Genomic DNA, 20693 nt, shown 5'->3' with positions numbered 1-20693 from the left:
TAGTACGAAAGAGCAAGCATCTTCTACTGATAAGAAAGTCTCTCAACAAACAACAAAGAATGAGAAAGCTGGAAAATCAGAAGATAAAGAATCTGCTAAGAAAAAAGAAAAAGAAAAAGAGCAAGCAGAAGCTAAGCAAAAAGCTGAAGAAGAGAAGTTAAAGGCTGAGGAAGAAAAGAAAAAAGCTGAAGAAGAAGCGAAAGCTAACGAGAAAGTATCAGCTGAAAAAACTGTATCCAAGGCAAAAGAGGCTTATACAAAACCTTCTTGGAAAGCTGTAGGAACAGAACAAGGTTCATCACCAGCGATGACGTTTAAACAGGGGTCATCAGATTGGAATGAGATGCAAAGTGCAATTGCTGCAGGTATTGAAGTACCGAAGGAGCAATTAGTATTCCATTTTGTTGGAAGAGACAAAACTGGAAAGAGTAAAGCTTATGGTGACGTTCAAGATAAGCAAAGTGGAAAAAGATATTACGTAAATATTGATTGGGTAGATAATGAGGGCTGGAAACCAGTACTTGTTCAAACTCTAAACTAAAAAAGAGAAGCTCCTTAGGAGCTTCTCTTTTTTAGTTAACGCAATTTCTTTAATTTAAAATGAACAACCGCGCTATAATACGGTCTTTTGCTTTCAGGATCCATAACCATTTGATGTGAGATGTGATGAACTTCAAGCATAAGTGCTTTATTATTATCGATTTGTTCACTAATTTTTCGTTCTAAAGAAGCTAAGTCTCCCGCTTCAAAAAATTCTACTTTATCTTCTAACATTTCAAAGGTAAATGACATGAAGACGGCCCCTCTCCTATGTAATCAACTATAGTGTAACAAAGAAAAGAAGGAAATACCATGTACATTTCAATTGACATTTTTAGAAAGAGGGAATATCATACTGATAAAACCGATAAGAAAAAGGGGAATTTTTATGGGCACAGAATTTAATGGTTTATTTGATGAGTGGGCTCATACGTACGACTCATTCGTACAAGGCGAAGATATACAATATAAAGAAGTTTTCGCCCATTATGAGGATATTCTAGAGGATGTAGTTAACAAGTCATTTGGTAATGTATTAGAATTTGGTGTCGGTACAGGTAATTTAACAAATAAATTATTACTTGCTGGCCGCACAGTTTACGGTATAGAACCGTCGCGTGAAATGCGTATGATTGCAAAAGAGAAATTGCCAAAAGAATTTTCGATTACAGAAGGTGATTTTCTTTCGTTTGAAGTCCCAAATTCAATTGATACCATTGTAAGCACCTATGCATTTCATCATTTAACAGATGATGAAAAAAATGTAGCGGTTGCGAAGTATAGTCAATTGCTAAACAAAGGTGGTAAAATAGTGTTTGCTGATACGATATTTGCAGATCAAGATGCATATGATAAAACTGTTGAAACAGCAAAACAAAGAGGTTTTCACCAGTTAGCAAACGATTTGCAAACGGAATACTATACACGTATTCCAGTTATGCAGACTATTTTTGAAAACAATGGCTTCCATGTAACGTTTACGAGATTAAATCATTTCGTTTGGGTAATGGAGGCAACTAAGCAATAGAAAGAGGGATTAGATTGAGAATTGCTGTAATTGGAGCAATGGAAGAAGAAGTACGTATTTTACGTGACAAATTAGAACAAGCAGAGACAGAAACGGTTGCAGGTTGTGAATTTACGAAAGGACTATTAGCAGGACATGAAGTAATCTTGTTAAAGTCTGGTATTGGTAAAGTAAACGCAGCGATGTCAACGACAATTTTATTAGAAAAATATAAGCCTGAAAAAGTAATTAATACTGGTTCAGCTGGTGGATTCCATCATTCTCTAAACGTTGGTGATGTAGTTATTTCCACTGAAGTTCGTCACCATGACGTAGATGTAACAGCATTTAACTATGAATATGGTCAAGTACCAGGAATGCCGCCTGGATTTAAAGCTGATGAGGCGTTAGTTGCATTAGCTGAGAAATGTATGCAAACTGAAGAAAATATTCAAGTTGTAAAAGGCATGATTGCAACAGGCGATTCATTTATGAGTGATCCGAACCGCGTTGCAGCCATCCGTGATAAATTTGAAAATCTTTATGCGGTAGAAATGGAAGCAGCAGCTGTCGCACAAGTATGCCACCAATATGAAGTTCCGTTTGTTATCATTCGCGCACTTTCTGATATTGCTGGTAAAGAATCAAATGTTTCATTTGATCAGTTTTTAGATCAAGCAGCTCTTCATTCTACAAACTTTATCGTAAAAGTGTTAGAAGAGTTAAAGTAATGTAACAAAAAGGCAACTGTCTCATATAAAGAAAATACATACAGTTGCCTTTTCTTTATTGGCAAACAAGGGGGAGAACACGATGAATGTATATCGTGGAGTTCATGAGTTAATTGGTCATACACCAATTGTAGAAATTACTCGTTTTTCACTTCCGAAAGGGGTCCGCTTATTTGCAAAGCTTGAATTTTATAACCCAGGCGGAAGCGTTAAGGATCGTTTAGGAAGAGAATTAATCGAAGATGCGCTAGAAAAAGGGCTTGTTACCCAAGGTGGAACAATTATTGAACCGACTGCTGGGAATACTGGTATTGGACTGGCACTTGCAGCATTAGAACATGATTTACGTGTTATCGTTTGTGTACCAGAGAAATTTAGTATTGAAAAACAAGAATTAATGAAAGCACTAGGTGCAACGGTCGTGCATACACCGACTGAGCAAGGAATGACCGGTGCAATTGCAAAAGCAAAAGAATTAGTAAATGAAATACCGAATTCATACTCTCCAAGTCAGTTTGCGAATGAAGCAAACCCGCGTGCTTATTTCAAAACACTAGGTCCTGAACTTTGGGATGCACTGAATGGAGAGATTAACATATTTGTTGCTGGAGCAGGAACTGGCGGTACGTTTATGGGGACTGCATCTTATTTGAAAGAAAAAAATATAGATATTAAAACAGTTATCGTAGAGCCAGAAGGATCTATTTTAAATGGTGGTAAGGCTGGTTCACATGAGACCGAAGGAATTGGACTGGAATTTATCCCGCCATTTTTGAAGACATCTTATTTTGATGAAATTCATACGATTTCTGATCGAAATGCATTTTTACGAGTGAAAGAATTAGCGCAAAAAGAAGGACTTCTCGTTGGGAGCTCTTCAGGAGCAGCATTTCATGCGAGCTTACTTGAGGCAGAGAAGGCAGCACCAGGTACAAATATTGTAACCATTTTTCCTGATAGTAGTGAGCGCTATTTAAGTAAAGACATATACAAAGGATGGGAATAAAAAATGAGAGCAAAGACAAAGTTAATTCATGGTATTCGCATAGGAGAACCTTCAACTGGATCTGTAAACGTACCGATCTATCAAACAAGTACGTACAAACAAGAAGCGGTTGGTAAGCATCAAGGATATGAATATTCACGTACAGGTAACCCAACACGTGCAGCTTTAGAAGAAATGATTGCCGTATTAGAAAATGGTCATGCTGGATTTGCATTCGGTTCTGGAATGGCTGCTATTACAGCGACAATTATGTTGTTCTCAAAAGGTGACCACGTTATTTTAACAGATGATGTTTATGGTGGAACGTATCGTGTTATTACGAAAGTATTAAACCGCTTCGGTATTGAACATACATTTGTAGACACAACAAACTTAGAGGAAGTTGTAGAAGCAATTCGTCCAAATACGAAAGCGATCTATGTGGAAACACCAACGAACCCATTACTAAAAATTACTGATATTAAGAAAATATCTACTCTTGCTAAAGAGAAAGATTTATTAACAATTATTGATAATACATTCATGACGCCATATTGGCAGTCGCCGATTTCTTTAGGAGCAGACATTGTACTTCATAGTGCAACGAAATATTTAGGAGGTCATAGTGACGTAGTTGCAGGTCTAGTAGTGGTAAATAGCCCACAACTAGCAGAAGACCTTCACTTTGTACAAAACTCAACAGGAGGTATTCTTGGACCACAAGATAGCTTCTTACTACTTCGCGGTTTAAAAACATTAGGAATTCGTATGGAAGAACATGAAACGAATTCACGCGCTATTGCTGAATTTTTAAATAATCATCCAAAAGTAAATAAAGTATATTACCCAGGTCTTGAATCACATCAAAACCACGAATTAGCAACAGAACAAGCAAATGGATTTGGTGCTATTATTTCGTTTGATGTAGATAGTGAGGAAACATTAAATAAAGTACTTGAGAAACTGCAATACTTTACACTTGCTGAAAGCTTAGGAGCAGTAGAAAGTTTAATTTCTATCCCATCTCAAATGACACATGCATCAATCCCAGCAGATCGCCGTAAAGAATTAGGAATTACAGATACATTAATTCGTATTTCTGTCGGTATTGAAGATGGTGAAGATTTAATTGAAGATTTAGCACAAGCGCTAGCGTAATAAAAAATGCACTGCTAATGTGGAGCAGTGCATTTTTTATTATGTTAATTTGTGAAATATTTCACAAATTATACATACACAAATGAAATGATTTCATGTATATTGAATTCATGAAATGTTATTCACGAGTAAACTTGTGAAGTGTTTCACAAACAATGGGATTCATGTAGGACGGTAACTCTATTTTTTTTCGCTAATCGGGACTTATTATGACCTATAGGGACTTATAAAGACCGTGATAACAGAATAGGAGGAAATTTACATGGTAGTCAAAGAGAAAGTTGTAAATGAAATGCAAGAGGTAAAAGAGATGATTGATACGTTAGTAAATAACGGTCAACAAGCTTTACAAGCATTAGAAAGTTTTACACAAGAGCAGATTGACAACATTGTTCATGAAATGGCATTAGCAGGTGTTGATCAACATATGCCACTTGCAAAATTGGCTGTTGAAGAAACAGGCCGTGGTGTCTATGAAGACAAATGCATTAAAAATATTTTTGCCACTGAATATATTTGGCATAGTATAAAGCAAGATAAAACGGTAGGAATTATTCACGAAGATCCTCATGAAGAAATAATAGAAATTGCAGAACCTGTCGGTGTAGTAGCTGGGGTAACACCAGTAACGAATCCAACGTCGACAACAATGTTTAAAGCGTTGATTGCGATAAAAACGAGAAATCCAATTATTTTCGCATTTCATCCTTCTGCACAAAATTGTTCGGTGGCAGCAGCGAAAACCGTATATGATGCAGCAATGAAAGCTGGTGCACCAAAACATTGTATTCAATGGATTGAAAGACCGTCTGTCGAAGCGACGAAACAATTAATGAACCATGATGGTGTGGCACTCGTTCTAGCAACTGGAGGCGCTGGTATGGTGAAATCAGCTTACTCTACTGGAAAACCAGCGCTAGGTGTAGGTCCTGGTAATGTACCGTGTTATATAGAAAAATCAGCACATGTAAAACGAGCTGTTAATGATTTAATTTTATCGAAAACATTTGATAACGGTATGATTTGTGCATCGGAACAAGCAATCATTGTCGATAAAGAAATCTATGATGATGTTAAAACAGAAATGATCGAAAACAATTGTTACTTTGTAACAGAAGAAGAAAGAAAAAAATTAGAAAAGCTCGTTATAAATGAAAATACATGTGCAGTAAATAGTGATATTGTAGGAAAATCAGCACAGTATATTGCCGAATTAGTTGGGATTACTGTTCCTGAACATACAAAAATGCTTGTAGCTGAAATTCAAGGTATCGGAGCAGCATACCCGTTATCTCGTGAGAAACTGAGCCCAGTATTAGCCTGTGTGAAGGCGAATTCATTAGAAAAAGGATTTACATATTGCGAAGAAATGTTGAACCTCGGTGGTTTAGGACATTCAGCAGTTATTCATTCTACAAATAAAGAAGTGCAAAAGCAATTTGGATTACGTATGAAAGCTTGCCGTCTCATTGTAAATGCACCTTCATCACAAGGTGGAATAGGGGATATATATAACGGATTTATTCCATCACTTACACTTGGTTGTGGTTCTTACGGAAAAAATTCAGTTTCCCAAAATGTAACAGCGACTCATTTATTAAATATAAAAAGGCTGGCAAATAGAAAAAAGAATATGCAGTGGTTCAAATTGCCACCAAAAATTTATTTTGAAAAACATGCTACAGCGTATTTAGCAAATATGCCTAACATTTCACGTGCATTTATTGTAACGGATCCTGGAATGGTTGAACATGGCTATGTGGATACAGTCACGCACTATTTAAACAAGCATGCAAATGATGTGAAAATTGAAGTTTTCTTTGAGGTCGAACCAGATCCATCAGATGAAACTGTCTTTAAAGGTGCGGAAATGATGAGAAGCTTTAAGCCAGATGTAATTATCGCACTTGGTGGTGGTTCAGCTATGGATGCAGCAAAAGGAATGTGGTTATTCTATGAGCATCCAGAAACGACATTCTATGGCATTAAACAGAAGTTTTTAGATATAAGAAAACGTACATGTAAATATCCGGAATTAGGAAATAAGGCACAGTTTGTTGCGATTCCAACAACATCAGGAACAGGATCAGAAGTGACACCATTTGCGGTTATTACAGATAAGAAAAATAATATAAAGTATCCGCTCGCAGATTATGAATTAACACCAGATGTAGCAATTGTTGATCCGCAATTTGTAATGACAGTACCACCACATGTAACAGCAGATACTGGTATGGATGTTTTAACACATGCAATTGAGGCGTATGTGTCTGTTATGGCAAATGACTATACAGATGGATTAGCATTAAAAGCTATTGATCTCGTATTCAAATATTTACCGAGAGCATATAAAGATGGAAATGATGAAGAAGCACGGGAAAAAATGCATAACGCTTCTGCAATTGCAGGGATGGCATTTGCAAATGCTTTTCTAGGTATTAATCACAGCTTAGCACATAAAATTGGTCCAGAATTCCATATTCCGCACGGACGTGCAAATGCAATTCTTATGCCGCATGTAGTCCGCTATAATGCTATTAAGCCAAGAAAACACGCATTGTTCCCAAAATATGAGCACTTTGTAGCAGATGAACGCTATGCACATATTGCGAGAATGCTCGGGCTTCCAGCAAGCTCAGTAGCAGAAGGTGTGGAATCACTCGTCAAAGCAATTATTGAGCTTGGAAAAAGCTTAAATATTAATATGAGTATTGCAGGACAAGGGGTAGATAAAGAGCAATTTGAAGAGGTTGTTGGAGTATTAGCAGAAAGAGCTTTTGAAGATCAATGTACAACTGCTAATCCAAAGTTACCGCTTATTTCAGAGCTGAAAGAAATTTATATGGAAGCATATAAAGGTGAATAATGATTAAAAAAGAGCCGCAGTAAAGCGGCTCTTTTTTTGTTGGAAAACATCTCCCAGAATGGCTGTATTTACTGGTCTTTCAGTTTCATAGAATATGATAAAGTGAAATGGAGGAGTGAGAATATAATGAAAGAATTACAAGGGAAAATAGAAGATTATACTAGGTTCGGACAAATTCTTCTCGCTGTAAGTACATTGTTAATGGTTGGCTTGTTGATTCCGGATGGAGCAAAAGAGACAATCCAATTTTTTGTTATGATGGGGAGTATCGTTATATTTTTAAGTTTATCGTTCTTTTTCTTTCAGCGTGTGAAAGTGATGCGTGACCAGTTAGAGGAAAATGAATGTGAATAATATTGTTAACTAGAGCGCGGCGAAAAGAAAGAATCTTTTTGTCGCGCTTTTTGTTTTTTGTAGAAAAATGTATGCGTTTCATGTTGACAATGATAATCCTTATCAATTAAAGTAGAATAGTAGTTAATGATTATCATTATCAACTAGAGGTGAAGGAATGAAAAAATCTATTACGCTATTTACAGCGATTTTATCTATTTTTTTCTTGTTAATAGGTTGCAGTGCCAAAGGGGACGAAAAAGCGTCTGCAACCAAAACAGAAAAAGGAAAAGAAAAAATCGAAATTACCGACCTGTCAGGGAGAAAGGTAACATTCGATAAAGTACCAGAAAGTTTTGCAACATTAAGTATGGGGGACATGGATATTATTCATGCTTTAGGTGGAAAAGTAGTAGGTCGTCCGGATACGAAATTAACTCTTCCAGAGGAGTTAAAGAAGGCAAAAGTAATTGGGAATGCACATCAACCGAATTTTGAGCAAATTGCTAGTTTAAAGCCCGATGTACTTGTTGCTAACAATGGATTCCAAAAGAATGTGCCAACGGTTGAAGGACAGGGAACGAAAGTAATCATTTCTTCTGCGAATTCTGTACAAGATATTCAAAAGAATATTGAATTATATGGAACGGTAATGAAGAAAGAAGATAAAGCAAAAGAACTTAATCAAAAAATCAATGATCAAATGAAGAAATATGAGAAAAAGAGCGATGTGAAAGCATTGCTAGTGTATGGCGCACCAGGTACTTATTTAGCGGCATTACCAACATCTTTATCAGGTGATGTTTTAGAAAAAACAGGCGGGAAAAATATTGCTTCTGATTTTCCAGAAACGAAAGAATATCCGCAATATGCACAGCTAAGTGTAGAACGTATTATTGAGGCGAATCCAGATGTCATTTATTTAATTACACACGGAGATCCAAAAAGTGTGAAAAAAGCATTCGAAGGCGAAATGATGAAAAATGAAGCGTGGAAAAATTTAGATGCAGTAAAACAAAACCACGTAGTTATTTTGCCACCTGATTTATTTGGATCTAATCCTGGGACAAAAGTTACAGAAGCAATGGACTTTATGTATAAAAGTATACAAGATGTAAGGAAATGATACGTATGGAAAGTAGTGAAGTAGTAAGAGAAAAGGAACATCCTTTTGCGAAAAAAAGATGGATAATAGCAGTTACTTTAGTTGTATTAACAATTCTAGGCCTCTTTTACGGACTTTTCGCAGGAAGTTTATCTTTTTCTGTACGAGACATTCTAACAGGTATACAAGATGAGGGTTCGACAGTTCATCGAATTGTATGGGATCTTCGCATACCGAGAGTTCTCGTTGGGTTTATAGTAGGAACATGTTTAGCTGCATCTGGTACACTGCTGCAAGGGGTTATGAGAAACCCTCTTGCAGATCCTGGTATTATCGGAGTTTCATCTGGGGCAGGCCTTGTAGCAATTGTCATCATGATTTTATTCCCACAGCATCTAGCTTTTTTACCACTAGGGGCGTTTTTAGGAGCTTTCATAACAGCGATGGTTATTTATGCTTTATCATGGCAAAAAGGGGCACCACCTTCAAGAATCGTCTTAGTAGGGGTGTCGATCAATGCATTAATTGGTGCAGCAACGTCAGCATTAATGTTATTACATAGTGACAAAGTACAATCCGTGTTACCGTGGCTAGCGGGTGGTATTGGTGGTGTAAGTTGGGCACATTTAAACATGATTATTTATTATGCAATATTCGCCATTATATTAGCTTTCTTTGGCATTAAGCATATTCGAGTGTTAATGCTTGGAGATGAAATGGCAAAGTTATTAGGACATAACGTGGAAAAAAGTCGGTTTTATTTAATCGTAGTAAGTACATTATTAGCTGGAATTGCAGTAAGTGTATCTGGTCTTATTGGATTTGTCGGTCTTGTCGTACCACATATGCTACGTTTATTAGTTGGAAATGATTATAGATATTTGCTACCTTTATCATGCCTTGGCGGCGGTGTATTACTTGTTTTTGCGGATGCAATAGCTCGAAGTTGGTTCGATCCAATCGAATTGCCTGTTGGTATTTTACTGTCCTTCTTAGGTGGTCCGTTCTTCTTATATTTAATTCATAGAGGAGGAAAACAACGTGATTTCCGTTAACAAAGTGTTTTATGCACACTCTGAAAGATTTCAAATGCAAAATATGAATGTACATATTAAGGCTGGAGAAATCGTTAGTTTAATTGGTCCGAATGGATCGGGAAAATCTACTTTGCTTCGTTTAATAGCAAGGCTACTGAAACAAAGCGAAGGGGACATCATTTTAGATGGGAAAAACATTCATATGATGAAGAGTGCTGATGTAGCGAAGCAATTAGCAATGTTACCACAAATGCATGATCATCAATTAGATTTAACAGTGAAAGAACTAATTGAGTTCGGAAGAGGTCCACATAAATCATGGAGTAGCCGCTTAAATAAAGAAGATGAAGAAATTGTTGATTGGGCATTGTCTGTTACAAATCTTGAAGGGTATGAATATCGTCTTTTACATTCTTTATCAGGAGGGGAACGGCAACGTGCTTGGATTGCCATGACGCTAGCGCAACGTACAAATGTCTTATTATTGGATGAACCAACAACCTTTTTAGATATCGTTCACCAGTTGGAAGTAATGGAACTTGTGAAACGATTAAATGAGGAGTATGGAATGACAATTATAATGGTTTTACATGACATTAACCAAGCTGCTCAATATAGCGATCGTTTACTCGTATTAAAGCGAGGAAAGATTCAGTATGATGGTATACCAGAAGAAGTGCTATGCCATGAAATGTTTCAACATGTATTTGGCATAGATGTAGATATCTTTCAAGGAAGTGACAAGCCGTTTTTTACACCGAAACGAATTTCTAAAAGGGGAGAAGAGCGATGCAAACAGAAGAGCGTATTACCACTGAATTAGTAAGAGAATTTGTTATGGCAGCTCACGGGGATTTAGAGAAAGTACAAGAGCTATTGGTTGAATCGCCAAGCTTACTTCACGCCTCTTATAATTGGGGTGGATCAGATTGGGAAAGTGCGTTAGGGGCATCGGCACATGTAGGTCGTAAAGATATTGCTCTTTATTTACTAGAAAAGGGTGCTCGGATGGATATTTTTGCAGCAGCTATGCTTGGTGAATTAGAAGTTGTACAAGCTATTTTAGTAGCTCAACCAGAAGCATTGCGTGCATCTGGTCCTCATGGCATTTCTCTTCTTCAGCATGCACGAATGGGTGGAGAGAAATCTAAGCGTGTATATGATTATTTAGCAATACTATCTTAATGAACGAAGGAAGTTCTTATGTGCGGTAAACTTTTCACTTGAAACAATTGGAAAGTTTACCGCCCGTTAGAACGGGATAAGTATCTAGTATATTTGAAAATCCTACACCCCCTCAACTGTAGTTTTCTTAATACTAGTTATGATATGGATGCAGTAGACGAAATTTGTCTACTGCTTTTTTTAGTCGTTAAGAATGAATATTCTGTATTTTATTGTGGGTTCATTTATCCCGCTATTTGCGGGCAGTAAGTCTCCCGCCTCAAAATTCAGCTAGAGCAAAGAAGTTAGATGGGAGATCCACTGCCCGTAAACGCTCGATTGGTGAGGGCTGATAATCAGTGGGGGTGAACAAAATTCCCCACTGATTAAAGTTTCACTTTATAATTAATAGTAACATTTCGTATGCATACAAAACATGATCGTGAAATTAAGAATAAATTAGTGGAAAGGAGTGCAGGCATGTTTCATACAGATCGTTTACAAATTCGCAAATATACAATGGATGATTTACAGTTCTATGCTTCACTATGGGGGAACGAGAAGGTAATGCGCTATATTGGAAATGGGACGTTAAAAACATATATACAGTGTAAAAAAAGTTTGGAGGAGTGGGTCATTCCTAGCTATAAAAACGGTCTCGGTTTATTTGTATTGATTGAAAAGGAAACGGGAACAAGAATTGGTCATGCAGGGCTGGTAAAGCAGCAGATTGATGGAAAAGAGGAAATTGAAATTGGTTATTGGTTACTTCCTCAGTATTGGGGAAAAGGGTATGCAAAAGAAGCGGCGGCAGCATTTCGAGACTACGGTTTCCAAGCATTACGAATGAATAAATTAATTTCTCTCATTAACCCGAATCATCCCGCCTCAATATTTGTTGCTAGAAAGACAGGGCTCAGCTATGAGAAAACAACTTTATTTCATGGGATGGATGTTCTTGTTTATTCCATTAAACGTGTTGGATGAAAAATTACTTTTTTAAAGGTAAATTGCATTTTTTGAAGAATGGTATATGAAAATAAAGGGGGGATTACATGTACATTTATCATAATGGACTTATTATTCGTGAGGGAACGAGTAGCGTACCAGCATATGCAATTAAAGCATTGTTTGAAGATGCCGGTTGGAGTAATGATAATATCCCTTCTTGGCAAATTGAAAAATTTACGATAGCATTTGAAAATTCAACATGGGCTTTCACAATTTGGGATGAAGAAGAGATGATTGCGATGGTTAGGGTCATTTCGGATGGAATTATGATCGCGAATATAGTAAATTTAGTTGTGAAGTGTGAATATAGAGGGAAGGGATTAGGTAAGAAGCTTGTAGCTCTTTGTTTGCAAAAACTTCCCCACGGTGATTGGTTTGCGCATACATCTGCGAACAATTTTGATTTTTATAGAAGTTGTGGATTTGAAGTTAGAGAGCTATCGAGAAATGGAACATGTGCGTACTATGGATATCAAGTCGCGAAAAGAGATGGTCACCGATAAATGAACGGAAAGTAAAAAAGTATAGCGAGGTAATTTTGAGACTTTTGATAATAGAGAATGGATTGAGGCTCTTTTTATGATAAAATAAAAGAAAATTCCGTTTATTATTAGGGGGATAAAAATGAGTATAAAAGTTGGGGATGTATTTAAATATGAAAGAAGATTTACTGAGGAGGAAGTTTTTGAATTTGCAAATATTACAGGTGATAAAGGTAGACACCATATGGAATACGATGAAAACGGAAGACTAATGGTTCATGGTTTATTGACTGCTAGTATCGGAACAAAGGTGGGCGAAGAGTTACATTACATAGCAAGAGAATTAGTAAGTGAGTTTATTAGACCAGTTTTTACAGGAGATACGATCACTTGTGAATTAACTTTAACAAATATTGAGCAAATGGAAGGTTATAAAAAAGTTTCAATCGAGTCAGTTTATCGCAATCAGCATGAAAAGACGGTACTAGTTGGGACAAGTTATGGAATTATAAGGGGATAAAAAAGAAGCCTGTTAATCAGGCTTCTTTTTTATTATTTAGTAAACACGTTTTCGATTTTCCGCATAACTAGAGATAAGTAATAATGCAGTTTCTTCTCCTATATTACGAACAATATGAGGAACGCATGCATTCCATGAGAAAGAATCACCTTCTTCTACAATTGCAATATCTTCACCGTGCTGAACTTCTAATTTCCCACGTAATACAAGGTGACATTCTTCCCCTTCATGGGCATTTGGTGAGTTTTCTTTCGGGAACCCAGTAGGGATTTCTACTAGAGATAGGCGAAGCCCCCCTTGCTCCGCAACATGTTCAATTCTTTGCTCATCTTTGCCGTATACACTGTATTTCCGTTCTTCTTTTTTGACAATTTTTAAGCGATCTTTTTGTTCTAATAATAAATAGGGAAGGGGAACATTTAAAAAATTGGAGATCGTTTCTAAAGTTGAGATAGATGGTGATGTCTTATTATTTTCAACCTGACTCATAAAGCCTTTAGAAAGACCTGTTCCCTCACAAATTTGTGCAATTGTTATGCCTCTACGTTGACGAATTTCACGTATTGCAGAACCAATATTCATAAAATCAAGCTCCTTTTTGTAAACAACTATTTGTATCATAGCAAAAAAAATATATTTTTTCCCAGTGAAAATGAATTGACGAATAAAAAAAATTAGTGTATGTTTTGTAATATAAATAAAAGTTTTGTATAAGAAAACTATAAAGGAGAGAATGAAATGAATCAACATATTGGTAACTTAATTATTCGTATCGTGTTAGGGGTAACATTCTTCATGCACGGTTTAACAAAATTCCAATCAGGAATTGACAATATTGCAGGGTGGTTTACAAGCATTGGTTTACCAGGAGGACTTGCATACGGTGTAGCAACATTTGAATTAGTTGGAGGTCTATTATTAATTCTAGGTTTAGGTGTAAGATATATTGGATTATTATTTGCACTTGTTATGGTTGGAGCAATCGTAAAAGTGAAATGGTCAGCTGGTTTATTGGGAGATGGAAAAAATCCTGGTTTCGAATTAGAACTTGCATTATTAGCAATGGGTGCATACTTATTTGTTGCAAAAGCTGATGGTTTTGTAGATAATTTCTTAAAAGAAAAAATGTCAAAGAAGAATTAATTTAAATGGGGGGGCTAACAAGATGAGTTTTCAACTTCATCCCGATACAACACTTGATGTTGTTCATTTATACGTATCTAATGTAAAGAAATCACTAGAGTTTTATACGGAAGTACTAAGTATGAAGGTGCTAAAAGAAGAAGAAGCAGTCGTTACATTTGGGAATGAAAATGATGAACCACTTCTTATCATTGAAGAAAAGAAAGAAGCTTTTCCGAAGCAAAGAGCAAGAACAGGGTTATATCATTACGCAATTTTATTACCAAGTAGGCAGGATTTAGCGAATGTTCTTCGTCATCTTGTAGAGATGGTATATCCACTACATGGCGGAGCCGATCATTACTTTAGTGAAGCTCTTTATTTAGCTGATCCAGATGGAAACGGGATTGAAATTTATCATGATCGACAAAAAGAAGTTTGGCGTGATGAGAATGGAGAACTCCCATTTGTTAGTAACCCGTTAGCTGGTGAAGAATTATTACAGCAAGGAAGTACATGGAATGGCTTTCCAGCTGGTACTGTGATGGGGCATATTCATTTTCATGTAGCTGATTTAGAGGAAGCGAAACGTTTCTATGTTGATGGTCTTGGTTTTGAAGTAACGATTCCAGCTCGTAATGGAGCATTGTTCGTATCTGCAGGTGGTTATCATCATCATATCGGTTTAAATACATGGCAAGGTGAAGGGGTACCACCGCAAATGCCAGGTTCTGTTGGTTTGAAACATTTCACAGTTGTACTAGCGAATGAAAAACAAAAAGAGCAAGTATGTGAAAGCTTAAAAAATATTGGCAAGATTGCTACGTACAAAGATGGAATATTACAAGTCGAGGATCCATTTGGACATTGTATCCATTTCAAAATAAAAGGAGAAGCCTAAAAAGGCTTCTCTTTTTTATTTTCTTATAATTGCTTTTTCGTTTTGTAAAAATAGTTCATCAAATTGTTTTGCAAGCTCAAAATCTAGTTTCGTTAAACCTTTTGCATTCCAAGATGACAAAGTAATAATAACTGCTTTATACTGGATAAGGATAAATGGATGGTGATTATGTTCTTCTGATAGTTTGGCGGCTTCAGAGACAAATTCGACTCCTTTTAAGTAGTCGGAAAACATATATTTTCGTTCAATCCATTTCTCATCTTTTACCATCCATTTATCTACCTTCAATAATTCTTCGTGAACTTCTTCTTCAGTTAATCTTAGCATCATTTTTCACATCCTTTACTGGAAGTAACGCAAGACCATTGTTAATAAGGCGTGTTACAGCTTCGTCAGTTGTGAAAGTAGAAAGTTGATGTAGTAATGTTGCCGATGTTTCATGCCCTTTGTTATGCTCTAAAAGTAACTCTAATACTTCAAGGCGCAGCAACCATTCTTTCGCATAAAATTTATTTAATACTTCTTGAATTGCTACTAATTGATCGATATGCGCGTCGTGTAAAATCCCCTCAATTCGAATATCTCGAACTGTTTGATACATACGTTCAAGTTCATTCAGTACAAGTGGAGCAGGAATTTCGTGAACTTCTTCATCCATTGGGAAAAATGCTGTGGCATCTGCGGCACCTGGGAATACTGAAGTGATTTGTGAGCCAACAGCCATATCAAATGCGCCCCATGAAGCATCAAATAAAACGCGGGCGTTATAAGTAACTGTGCAATCGATAAAGGAAATAAGAGCAATTTTCTTATCGTTTTTTACAATATCTGTTACTGTTCCTTTTACATGAATACCACTTGCAAAAGTAAACTCAGCGATAGTTCCAATTGTAATTCCTAATGATTGTAGTTGTTCGTCTGTACAATTTTCTAATGCAATATTTTCAGTGAGTAATCCAATCGGTGTTCCAAATCCGTCACTGTGTACAGAAGTAGAATGATTTGCTAATTGTTTATTATGAAGCGCTAATGCCGTTGGCGAATTTGTTCGCATGTAAATTAATTCACCTGCATCGTTTTCAATTGTCTCGCTAAATGTACCTGTAATTTGTAATCCGCTATTTAGCTCAGCTGTTGCATAGTTCTCAGAGCGAATTGCTTTTTCTAAACCTTCTTTTCCACCTGTTTTAAAGGCCATTGTTTTAGAAAATGTTTCAAGCGCATCTGTTAATTCTTCAAAGGATTTACAAACAAATAGTTGTGGTTGCATTTTTGTTACGTCATAAGTTGTCCCTGTACATGCTTCGATAGAAAATGGAACCTTTTCTACAGCGTCTGTTAAGCAATGTTTGCTTTCGCCAACAGAAGAAAGGAGACCAGCACCATATATCTTTGGATCATCTATATTTCCGATCAATCCATATTCTACTGTCCACCAGAAAAGACGTGAAATTTGTTCAGCTTCCGATAAACCAGAAACTAAGTTTTGTTTTTCAATTACAGCATTTTCAGCAGCCTTAACTTCATCAGGAGTAGAAGTAGGGCTTTCTTTTACTATCGTTAATGTACGAACAGCTTCAAATGCATCATGTTCTTCTTTTGTAGAGAAAGCTTTTGCACCAATTTGCCCAAAACGTTTCACATATTTTGCATATGTAGGATCAAGTAAAATCGGTGCGTGTCCTGCGGCTTCGTGTACGATATCTGGAGCTGGTGTGTACTCGATATTTTCTACTTTCCGGATATCTGTTGCAATCGGTAGTAATCCGTGTCCTTGAAAATCGAAGAATGCTACGCCAGGAATAAGTCCGTCAATCGTTACAGCGCCCCAGCCACTTGGTGCCAAACACTCATTCATGTCTTCTACTTTTGGAATTGCATCTATATTAATACCAGATGATTGTAGTCCGTTCACATAGGCTGGATGAGCAACATCTTTTAAGAAGCTATGATTTTGTCTCATAATATAACGCCACACAGCGTGATTCACCGGTGTGTATTGATCATAATGTTGTGTGGATACGAATGGTTTTAAATGCGATGGAATTTCTGTTTTCTTTGTCATTTAGACATCCTCCTTTTTTTCAATAAAATTGAATATCGATTTCGTATAGCTTGTATCACCTCCTTTCATTTTTGTAAGCGCTTATAAAATTTTATCATAAGATTCGGAATTATTTAACATCTGTTTCTGTGAGAAATAGAAAAAGCCCCTATCGGAAAATCCGATAGGGGCGAAAGAATCGCGGTACCACCCTATTTGTAAGTGAAAATATACTTACATCTCAATTAATGATAACGGAAAAATTCCGTCTTTTCCTTCATGCATAAAAGCACTACGAAAAAGAAGCTCCAGAATTGTAATTCATACTTATATATGTGCTAATTTCCACCGACCATTAGCTCTCTGTAACAGGGATATAAGATACTACTGCGATTCTTTCAACGCGTATATATGAAATTGTGTAAGAGGATGGATGCAAAAAAGTCCCTATCGGAAAATCCGATAGGGACGATAAAAATCGCGGTACCACCCTATTTGTAAACAACTAATTGTTTACCACTCACTTTACGATAACGGAAAGATCCGTCTTTCTCTTCATGCATAAAAAGCATTACGGGAAAGAAGCTCCAGAATTGTAATTCACGCTTGTATATGTACTGATTCGCACCAACCATCAGTTCTCTGAGACAGTGATATAAGTCGCTACTAGTATTCCTTCAAAGCCGATATATAATTTGTTCAACTAAACTATGTTTTGTATTATAAAACTATATTTAAAAAATTGTCAACAAAAATTTTTTATCCCGTGTTAATGAGCAGTAAGATTCCTACCTCAAAATTCAGTGGAAGTAAAGAAGTGAGATGGGAGCCTAACTGCTCGTGAACCCCCGATTGGTGAAGGCTAATAATTAGTGGGGATGAACGAAATCTCCACTGATTAAAGTTTCACTTTATTTCACTTCTAAATTAACAGTTAAATTAGAGGTATTGCCAGCTGCATCAGTTGCTACAATGTGAATAGTATTTTTTCCTTCTTGTAATTGAGTGCGATCGAAATAAATGTCATAGCTTTTCTCCCAAGGGTTCAGGAATGCCTGTTCCCATACACCATTTCCGTTAATTTCATATTGCATTCTCACTGGAATACCAGGTGCTATCCAACCAGATTCTGACATCCAATCTAGTAGAATATCATCAACTTTTCCTCTAATTACGAGATTTTCTTGGTCAATCTCGTGTGTTAACTTAGGTGCAGTTCGATCAAGAAATACAGCAGCTGTTTGCTTTGTTTCTCCGCCAGAATTTGAAGCAACTGCTTCAATTTGATATAGCCCGTCAGCTAAAGGAGTGCCATCTGCTTTTGTACCATTCCATTTGAAAGGTTTATACCCAGGAGTTGCATTTTTAGCTTGATGGATAATCCCTTGATAAGTTACACGTTCTTTCGTAACTAAATTTGCATGCAATGTGACATCATCCACAGGTGCAACTAAATAGTAGTTGATGAGATTATCATCTAGTACGTGGTCGCTATTTGGGCTAAAAGTAGAATTAATAATTTCAAGTCCATCGATACGTTTATAATCTTTAGGATCGATACTAAATGTGAATGGAATTCGAATTTCTTCTTTCGCCCCGTGTTCTTTTACATATACATTTCCAGTATACACACCTTGTGGTAGTGAGCTATCTACAGTGATAGTAAATGGTTTTTCGGTACTACTATTCGGTTGTATGCTAATCGATGAAGGGACAGAAGTTTTTACTTTTGTTTTTGTGTTTGCATCTAATAATTCCACCCGAGTTGAAAAACTTTTCTTTTTACTAGAAAGGTTTTGTAATGTAACATTTTGTGTTAGTTTTACTTTTCCGCTATTGGGCTTAATAAGACCAAAGCTGACATTGTTAGGTTTTACTAATATATTTGTTTGAGCTGCTTTCGGAATGTTAATTAAACCAGATCCTTGTGCCATAACAGGGTATGTATTTTCATTGACATCATGTAATGTTTTTGCATTGTTAGCAAGTGCCGCTTTCAATTGTTCTGTCGTCCAATCAGGATGCATTTGACGCAAGAGGGCAACCGCTCCAGCTACTTGCGGAGCAGCCATACTTGTTCCGTTATGCGATTCATATCCGCCTCGCGGTACTGTACTAGTAATTTGTACTCCAGGTGCAACAACATCAGGCTTTATTAGCCAACTTCCTTGTGATGGTCCTCTTGAACTAAAGTTACCGATAAGTTCTGTGTGCTTTGGTTGTCCAATTTTTATATTTTTCTTTCGTTTTGTAATTAAAGTTTTTAATTCTTCCCCATTTGTATTTGATAATTGCATTACTGGGACAGCTAGATGTTCACGTGAAAAATATTCCGGCATCATATTAATTTCTTTTTCGCTAGAGATTAATAACACACCAAGTGCACCAGCTTGCTTCGCTTGTTCTGCTTTTACTAATGTACTAGAAGTACCTTGTAAAATAAGTGCGAATTTCCCTTTCACATCTTGTTTTGCATAATCACTTGGATTGCCATAACCAACATATACAAGAGGAGAATCATTTCCTATTGGAAAATCGGATTTTGATAATGGTAACCCTTGATATGTTTTGCTGGAACCAGTTACTTGGAATGTTGGAAACGGGATAGAAACCGTAGATGCTCCAACAGAAATGACACTACTTGCGTTACCGGGAGCATCAACAGACCAAGGTTTTGGTCCGTCATTTCCATTTGAAACGACAGCAGTAACACCAAGTTTCGCTGCTCGTTCTAACGTTAATGTTACAGGCTGATCAGGTACATTTAAATCCTGCCCAAGGGAGAGGTTTAACACATCCGCACCATCTTGAATTGCTCGCTCAATTCCTTGGATAATATCATCTGTTGTACCAGTTCCACCGTCATTCATTACACGATAGGCTAGAATAGAAGCGTTTGGAGCAACGCCTTTAATTTTTCCATTACCTGCAATAATTCCAGCTACATGAGTACCATGTACGTTACCATCCATTGGATCGTTATCTTCATCAACCGTGTCATATCCACCGATATAATTTGCCTTTAAGTCAGGGTGTGTATAGTCTACGCCAGAATCGATAATGGCTACTTTCATGCCTTTTCCATCAAGCGGTTTGCCAGATGGATCTTTTAAATTCCACGCTTCAGGTGCACCAATTGTCAGTCCACCGGTATTTGGTGCTTCTTCGTTAGTAGCACTTTTTGATGTTTCATGCAATTTATATGTTAAGTTCGGATAGACTGCTTTTACTTCAGGTAAAGAGGCAAGAGAGGTAATTTGATCTCCAGGAACTGAAATAGAGAATCCAGAAAATAACGTATTATACACTTCTTTAATTTTTGCACCAGGTGCTTTTTCTTTTATTTTCTTAGTCGTATCTTCTTGTGCTTTTTTTAGCTCAGCATGATAAGACTGCGCATTACTATTTTGTAAATCTGGAGCATGCTGAATATTAGTTTGAGCAGCGAGAGGTGCATGTTGTAATTCTACAATTACTGATATTTCTTTTGTTGTTTTCGTTTCAACATTTTGAGCGATTTTATGTTCTCCCCACTGTTCAATCGTTGTTTTTAATTGTGGACTAAATTGCTTCTCCTTTTGTAGTGATTCAGCATGAGCGCTTAAAGCTCCAAAACTAGAAAAGACAAGCGCCATGCTTAATAGTGTAGATGTAGTTTTTTTCATTGATACTCCCCCTAATAAAAGTG

The 20693-nt window shown here is 36.7% G+C and carries 21 protein-coding genes and 2 other annotated features; of the genes, 16 read left to right on the top strand and 5 right to left on the bottom strand.

The features are described 5' to 3' along the window. Positions 1-541: YrrS family protein (locus MR167_RS02800; protein WP_242313854.1), on the top strand; the 541-nt coding region annotated here is incomplete at its 5' end. 35 nt (positions 542-576) lie between these two features. On the opposite strand, the gene MR167_RS02795 is transcribed toward MR167_RS02800, so the two are convergent. Further along, positions 577-792, bottom strand: coding sequence for a YrzA family protein (locus MR167_RS02795; protein WP_000010984.1), 216 nt, complete (start codon positions 790-792; stop codon positions 577-579). Positions 793-928: 136 nt separating this feature from the next. On the opposite strand from MR167_RS02795, the gene MR167_RS02790 reads away from it, so the two are divergent. The 13 genes from MR167_RS02790 to MR167_RS02730 all read left to right on the top strand — a co-directional run bounded on the left by MR167_RS02790 (position 929) and on the right by MR167_RS02730 (position 12938). Then, positions 929-1567, top strand: a complete 639-nt coding sequence (locus tag MR167_RS02790; RefSeq protein ID WP_000536323.1) for a class I SAM-dependent DNA methyltransferase — start codon at positions 929-931, stop codon at positions 1565-1567. 14 nt (positions 1568-1581) lie between these two features. Beyond that, on the top strand, positions 1582-2277 hold the full coding sequence (gene mtnN, locus MR167_RS02785) for a 5'-methylthioadenosine/S-adenosylhomocysteine nucleosidase (protein WP_001217027.1): 696 nt from the start codon (positions 1582-1584) through the stop codon (positions 2275-2277). Between the two features lie 82 nt (positions 2278-2359). Then, the gene (locus tag MR167_RS02780) at positions 2360-3283 is read left to right on the top strand and encodes an O-acetylserine dependent cystathionine beta-synthase (RefSeq protein WP_001103877.1); all 924 of its coding nucleotides are present in this window, start codon (positions 2360-2362) and stop codon (positions 3281-3283) included. Between the two features lie 3 nt (positions 3284-3286). After that, a complete protein-coding gene (locus MR167_RS02775) occupies positions 3287-4420 on the top strand; it encodes a bifunctional cystathionine gamma-lyase/homocysteine desulfhydrase (protein WP_001201921.1) in 1134 nt (377 codons plus the stop codon). A gap of 262 nt (positions 4421-4682) precedes the next feature. Further along, the gene (gene adhE, locus MR167_RS02770) at positions 4683-7286 is read left to right on the top strand and encodes a bifunctional acetaldehyde-CoA/alcohol dehydrogenase (protein WP_000260462.1); all 2604 of its coding nucleotides are present in this window, start codon (positions 4683-4685) and stop codon (positions 7284-7286) included. Between the two features lie 126 nt (positions 7287-7412). After that, positions 7413-7640: a YrhC family protein gene (locus MR167_RS02765; RefSeq protein ID WP_000661454.1), complete on the top strand. Its 228-nt coding sequence runs from the start codon at positions 7413-7415 to the stop codon at positions 7638-7640. 157 nt (positions 7641-7797) lie between these two features. Beyond that, positions 7798-8745 (top strand): ABC transporter substrate-binding protein, encoded by a 948-nt coding sequence (locus MR167_RS02760; protein WP_000748463.1) that lies wholly within the window; start codon positions 7798-7800, stop codon positions 8743-8745. A gap of 5 nt (positions 8746-8750) precedes the next feature. After that, positions 8751-9779, top strand: a complete 1029-nt coding sequence (locus MR167_RS02755; protein WP_002082127.1) for a FecCD family ABC transporter permease — start codon at positions 8751-8753, stop codon at positions 9777-9779. Then, complete coding sequence (locus tag MR167_RS02750; RefSeq protein ID WP_000626531.1) at positions 9766-10584, top strand: ABC transporter ATP-binding protein; 819 nt, start codon at positions 9766-9768, stop codon at positions 10582-10584. Before MR167_RS02755 ends, MR167_RS02750 begins: the two co-directional genes overlap by 14 nt. After that, positions 10551-10946: an ankyrin repeat domain-containing protein gene (locus tag MR167_RS02745; protein ID WP_001192766.1), complete on the top strand. Its 396-nt coding sequence runs from the start codon at positions 10551-10553 to the stop codon at positions 10944-10946. Before MR167_RS02750 ends, MR167_RS02745 begins: the two co-directional genes overlap by 34 nt. A 402-nt stretch (positions 10947-11348) precedes the next feature. After that, a complete protein-coding gene (locus MR167_RS02740) occupies positions 11349-11912 on the top strand; it encodes a GNAT family N-acetyltransferase (protein WP_003263049.1) in 564 nt (187 codons plus the stop codon). 68 nt (positions 11913-11980) lie between these two features. Then, complete coding sequence (locus MR167_RS02735) at positions 11981-12439, top strand: GNAT family N-acetyltransferase (RefSeq protein WP_000276126.1); 459 nt, start codon at positions 11981-11983, stop codon at positions 12437-12439. Between the two features lie 121 nt (positions 12440-12560). Beyond that, on the top strand, positions 12561-12938 hold the full coding sequence (locus tag MR167_RS02730; protein ID WP_000025008.1) for a hotdog family protein: 378 nt from the start codon (positions 12561-12563) through the stop codon (positions 12936-12938). Positions 12939-12974: 36 nt separating this feature from the next. Here the strand turns inward: MR167_RS02730 and MR167_RS02725 are convergent, their stop codons facing one another. Further along, positions 12975-13520, bottom strand: a complete 546-nt coding sequence (locus MR167_RS02725) for a helix-turn-helix domain-containing protein (protein WP_001020693.1) — start codon at positions 13518-13520, stop codon at positions 12975-12977. 156 nt (positions 13521-13676) lie between these two features. On the opposite strand from MR167_RS02725, the gene MR167_RS02720 reads away from it, so the two are divergent. Together MR167_RS02720 and MR167_RS02715 are read left to right on the top strand one after the other, a co-directional pair. Beyond that, a complete protein-coding gene (locus MR167_RS02720; RefSeq protein ID WP_001071553.1) occupies positions 13677-14081 on the top strand; it encodes a DoxX family protein in 405 nt (134 codons plus the stop codon). A 22-nt stretch (positions 14082-14103) separates the two neighbouring features. Further along, the gene (locus MR167_RS02715) at positions 14104-14961 is read left to right on the top strand and encodes a VOC family protein (protein ID WP_242313852.1); all 858 of its coding nucleotides are present in this window, start codon (positions 14104-14106) and stop codon (positions 14959-14961) included. Between the two features lie 15 nt (positions 14962-14976). Here the strand turns inward: MR167_RS02715 and MR167_RS02710 are convergent, their stop codons facing one another. The 3 genes from MR167_RS02710 to MR167_RS02700 form a co-directional block, all read right to left on the bottom strand. Beyond that, on the bottom strand, positions 14977-15291 hold the full coding sequence (locus MR167_RS02710; protein WP_000979537.1) for a 4a-hydroxytetrahydrobiopterin dehydratase: 315 nt from the start codon (positions 15289-15291) through the stop codon (positions 14977-14979). Beyond that, positions 15272-17026, bottom strand: a complete 1755-nt coding sequence (locus MR167_RS02705; RefSeq protein ID WP_063675717.1) for an aromatic amino acid hydroxylase — start codon at positions 17024-17026, stop codon at positions 15272-15274. The genes MR167_RS02710 and MR167_RS02705 overlap by 20 nt, the downstream gene beginning before the upstream one ends. A 162-nt stretch (positions 17027-17188) precedes the next feature. Beyond that, positions 17189-17416 (bottom strand) — a binding site (T-box leader). A 50-nt stretch (positions 17417-17466) separates the two neighbouring features. Beyond that, positions 17467-17695, bottom strand: a binding site (T-box leader). Positions 17696-17916: 221 nt separating this feature from the next. After that, complete coding sequence (locus tag MR167_RS02700) at positions 17917-20670, bottom strand: S8 family peptidase (protein WP_242313850.1); 2754 nt, start codon at positions 20668-20670, stop codon at positions 17917-17919. Positions 20671-20693: the final 23 nt, after the last annotated feature.

This window comes from Bacillus cereus group sp. BfR-BA-01355, from assembly GCF_022663675.1.
GTDB classification, from domain to species: domain Bacteria; phylum Bacillota; class Bacilli; order Bacillales; family Bacillaceae_G; genus Bacillus_A; species Bacillus_A thuringiensis_S.
This window is presented reverse-complemented; position numbering and strand designations above follow the sequence as displayed.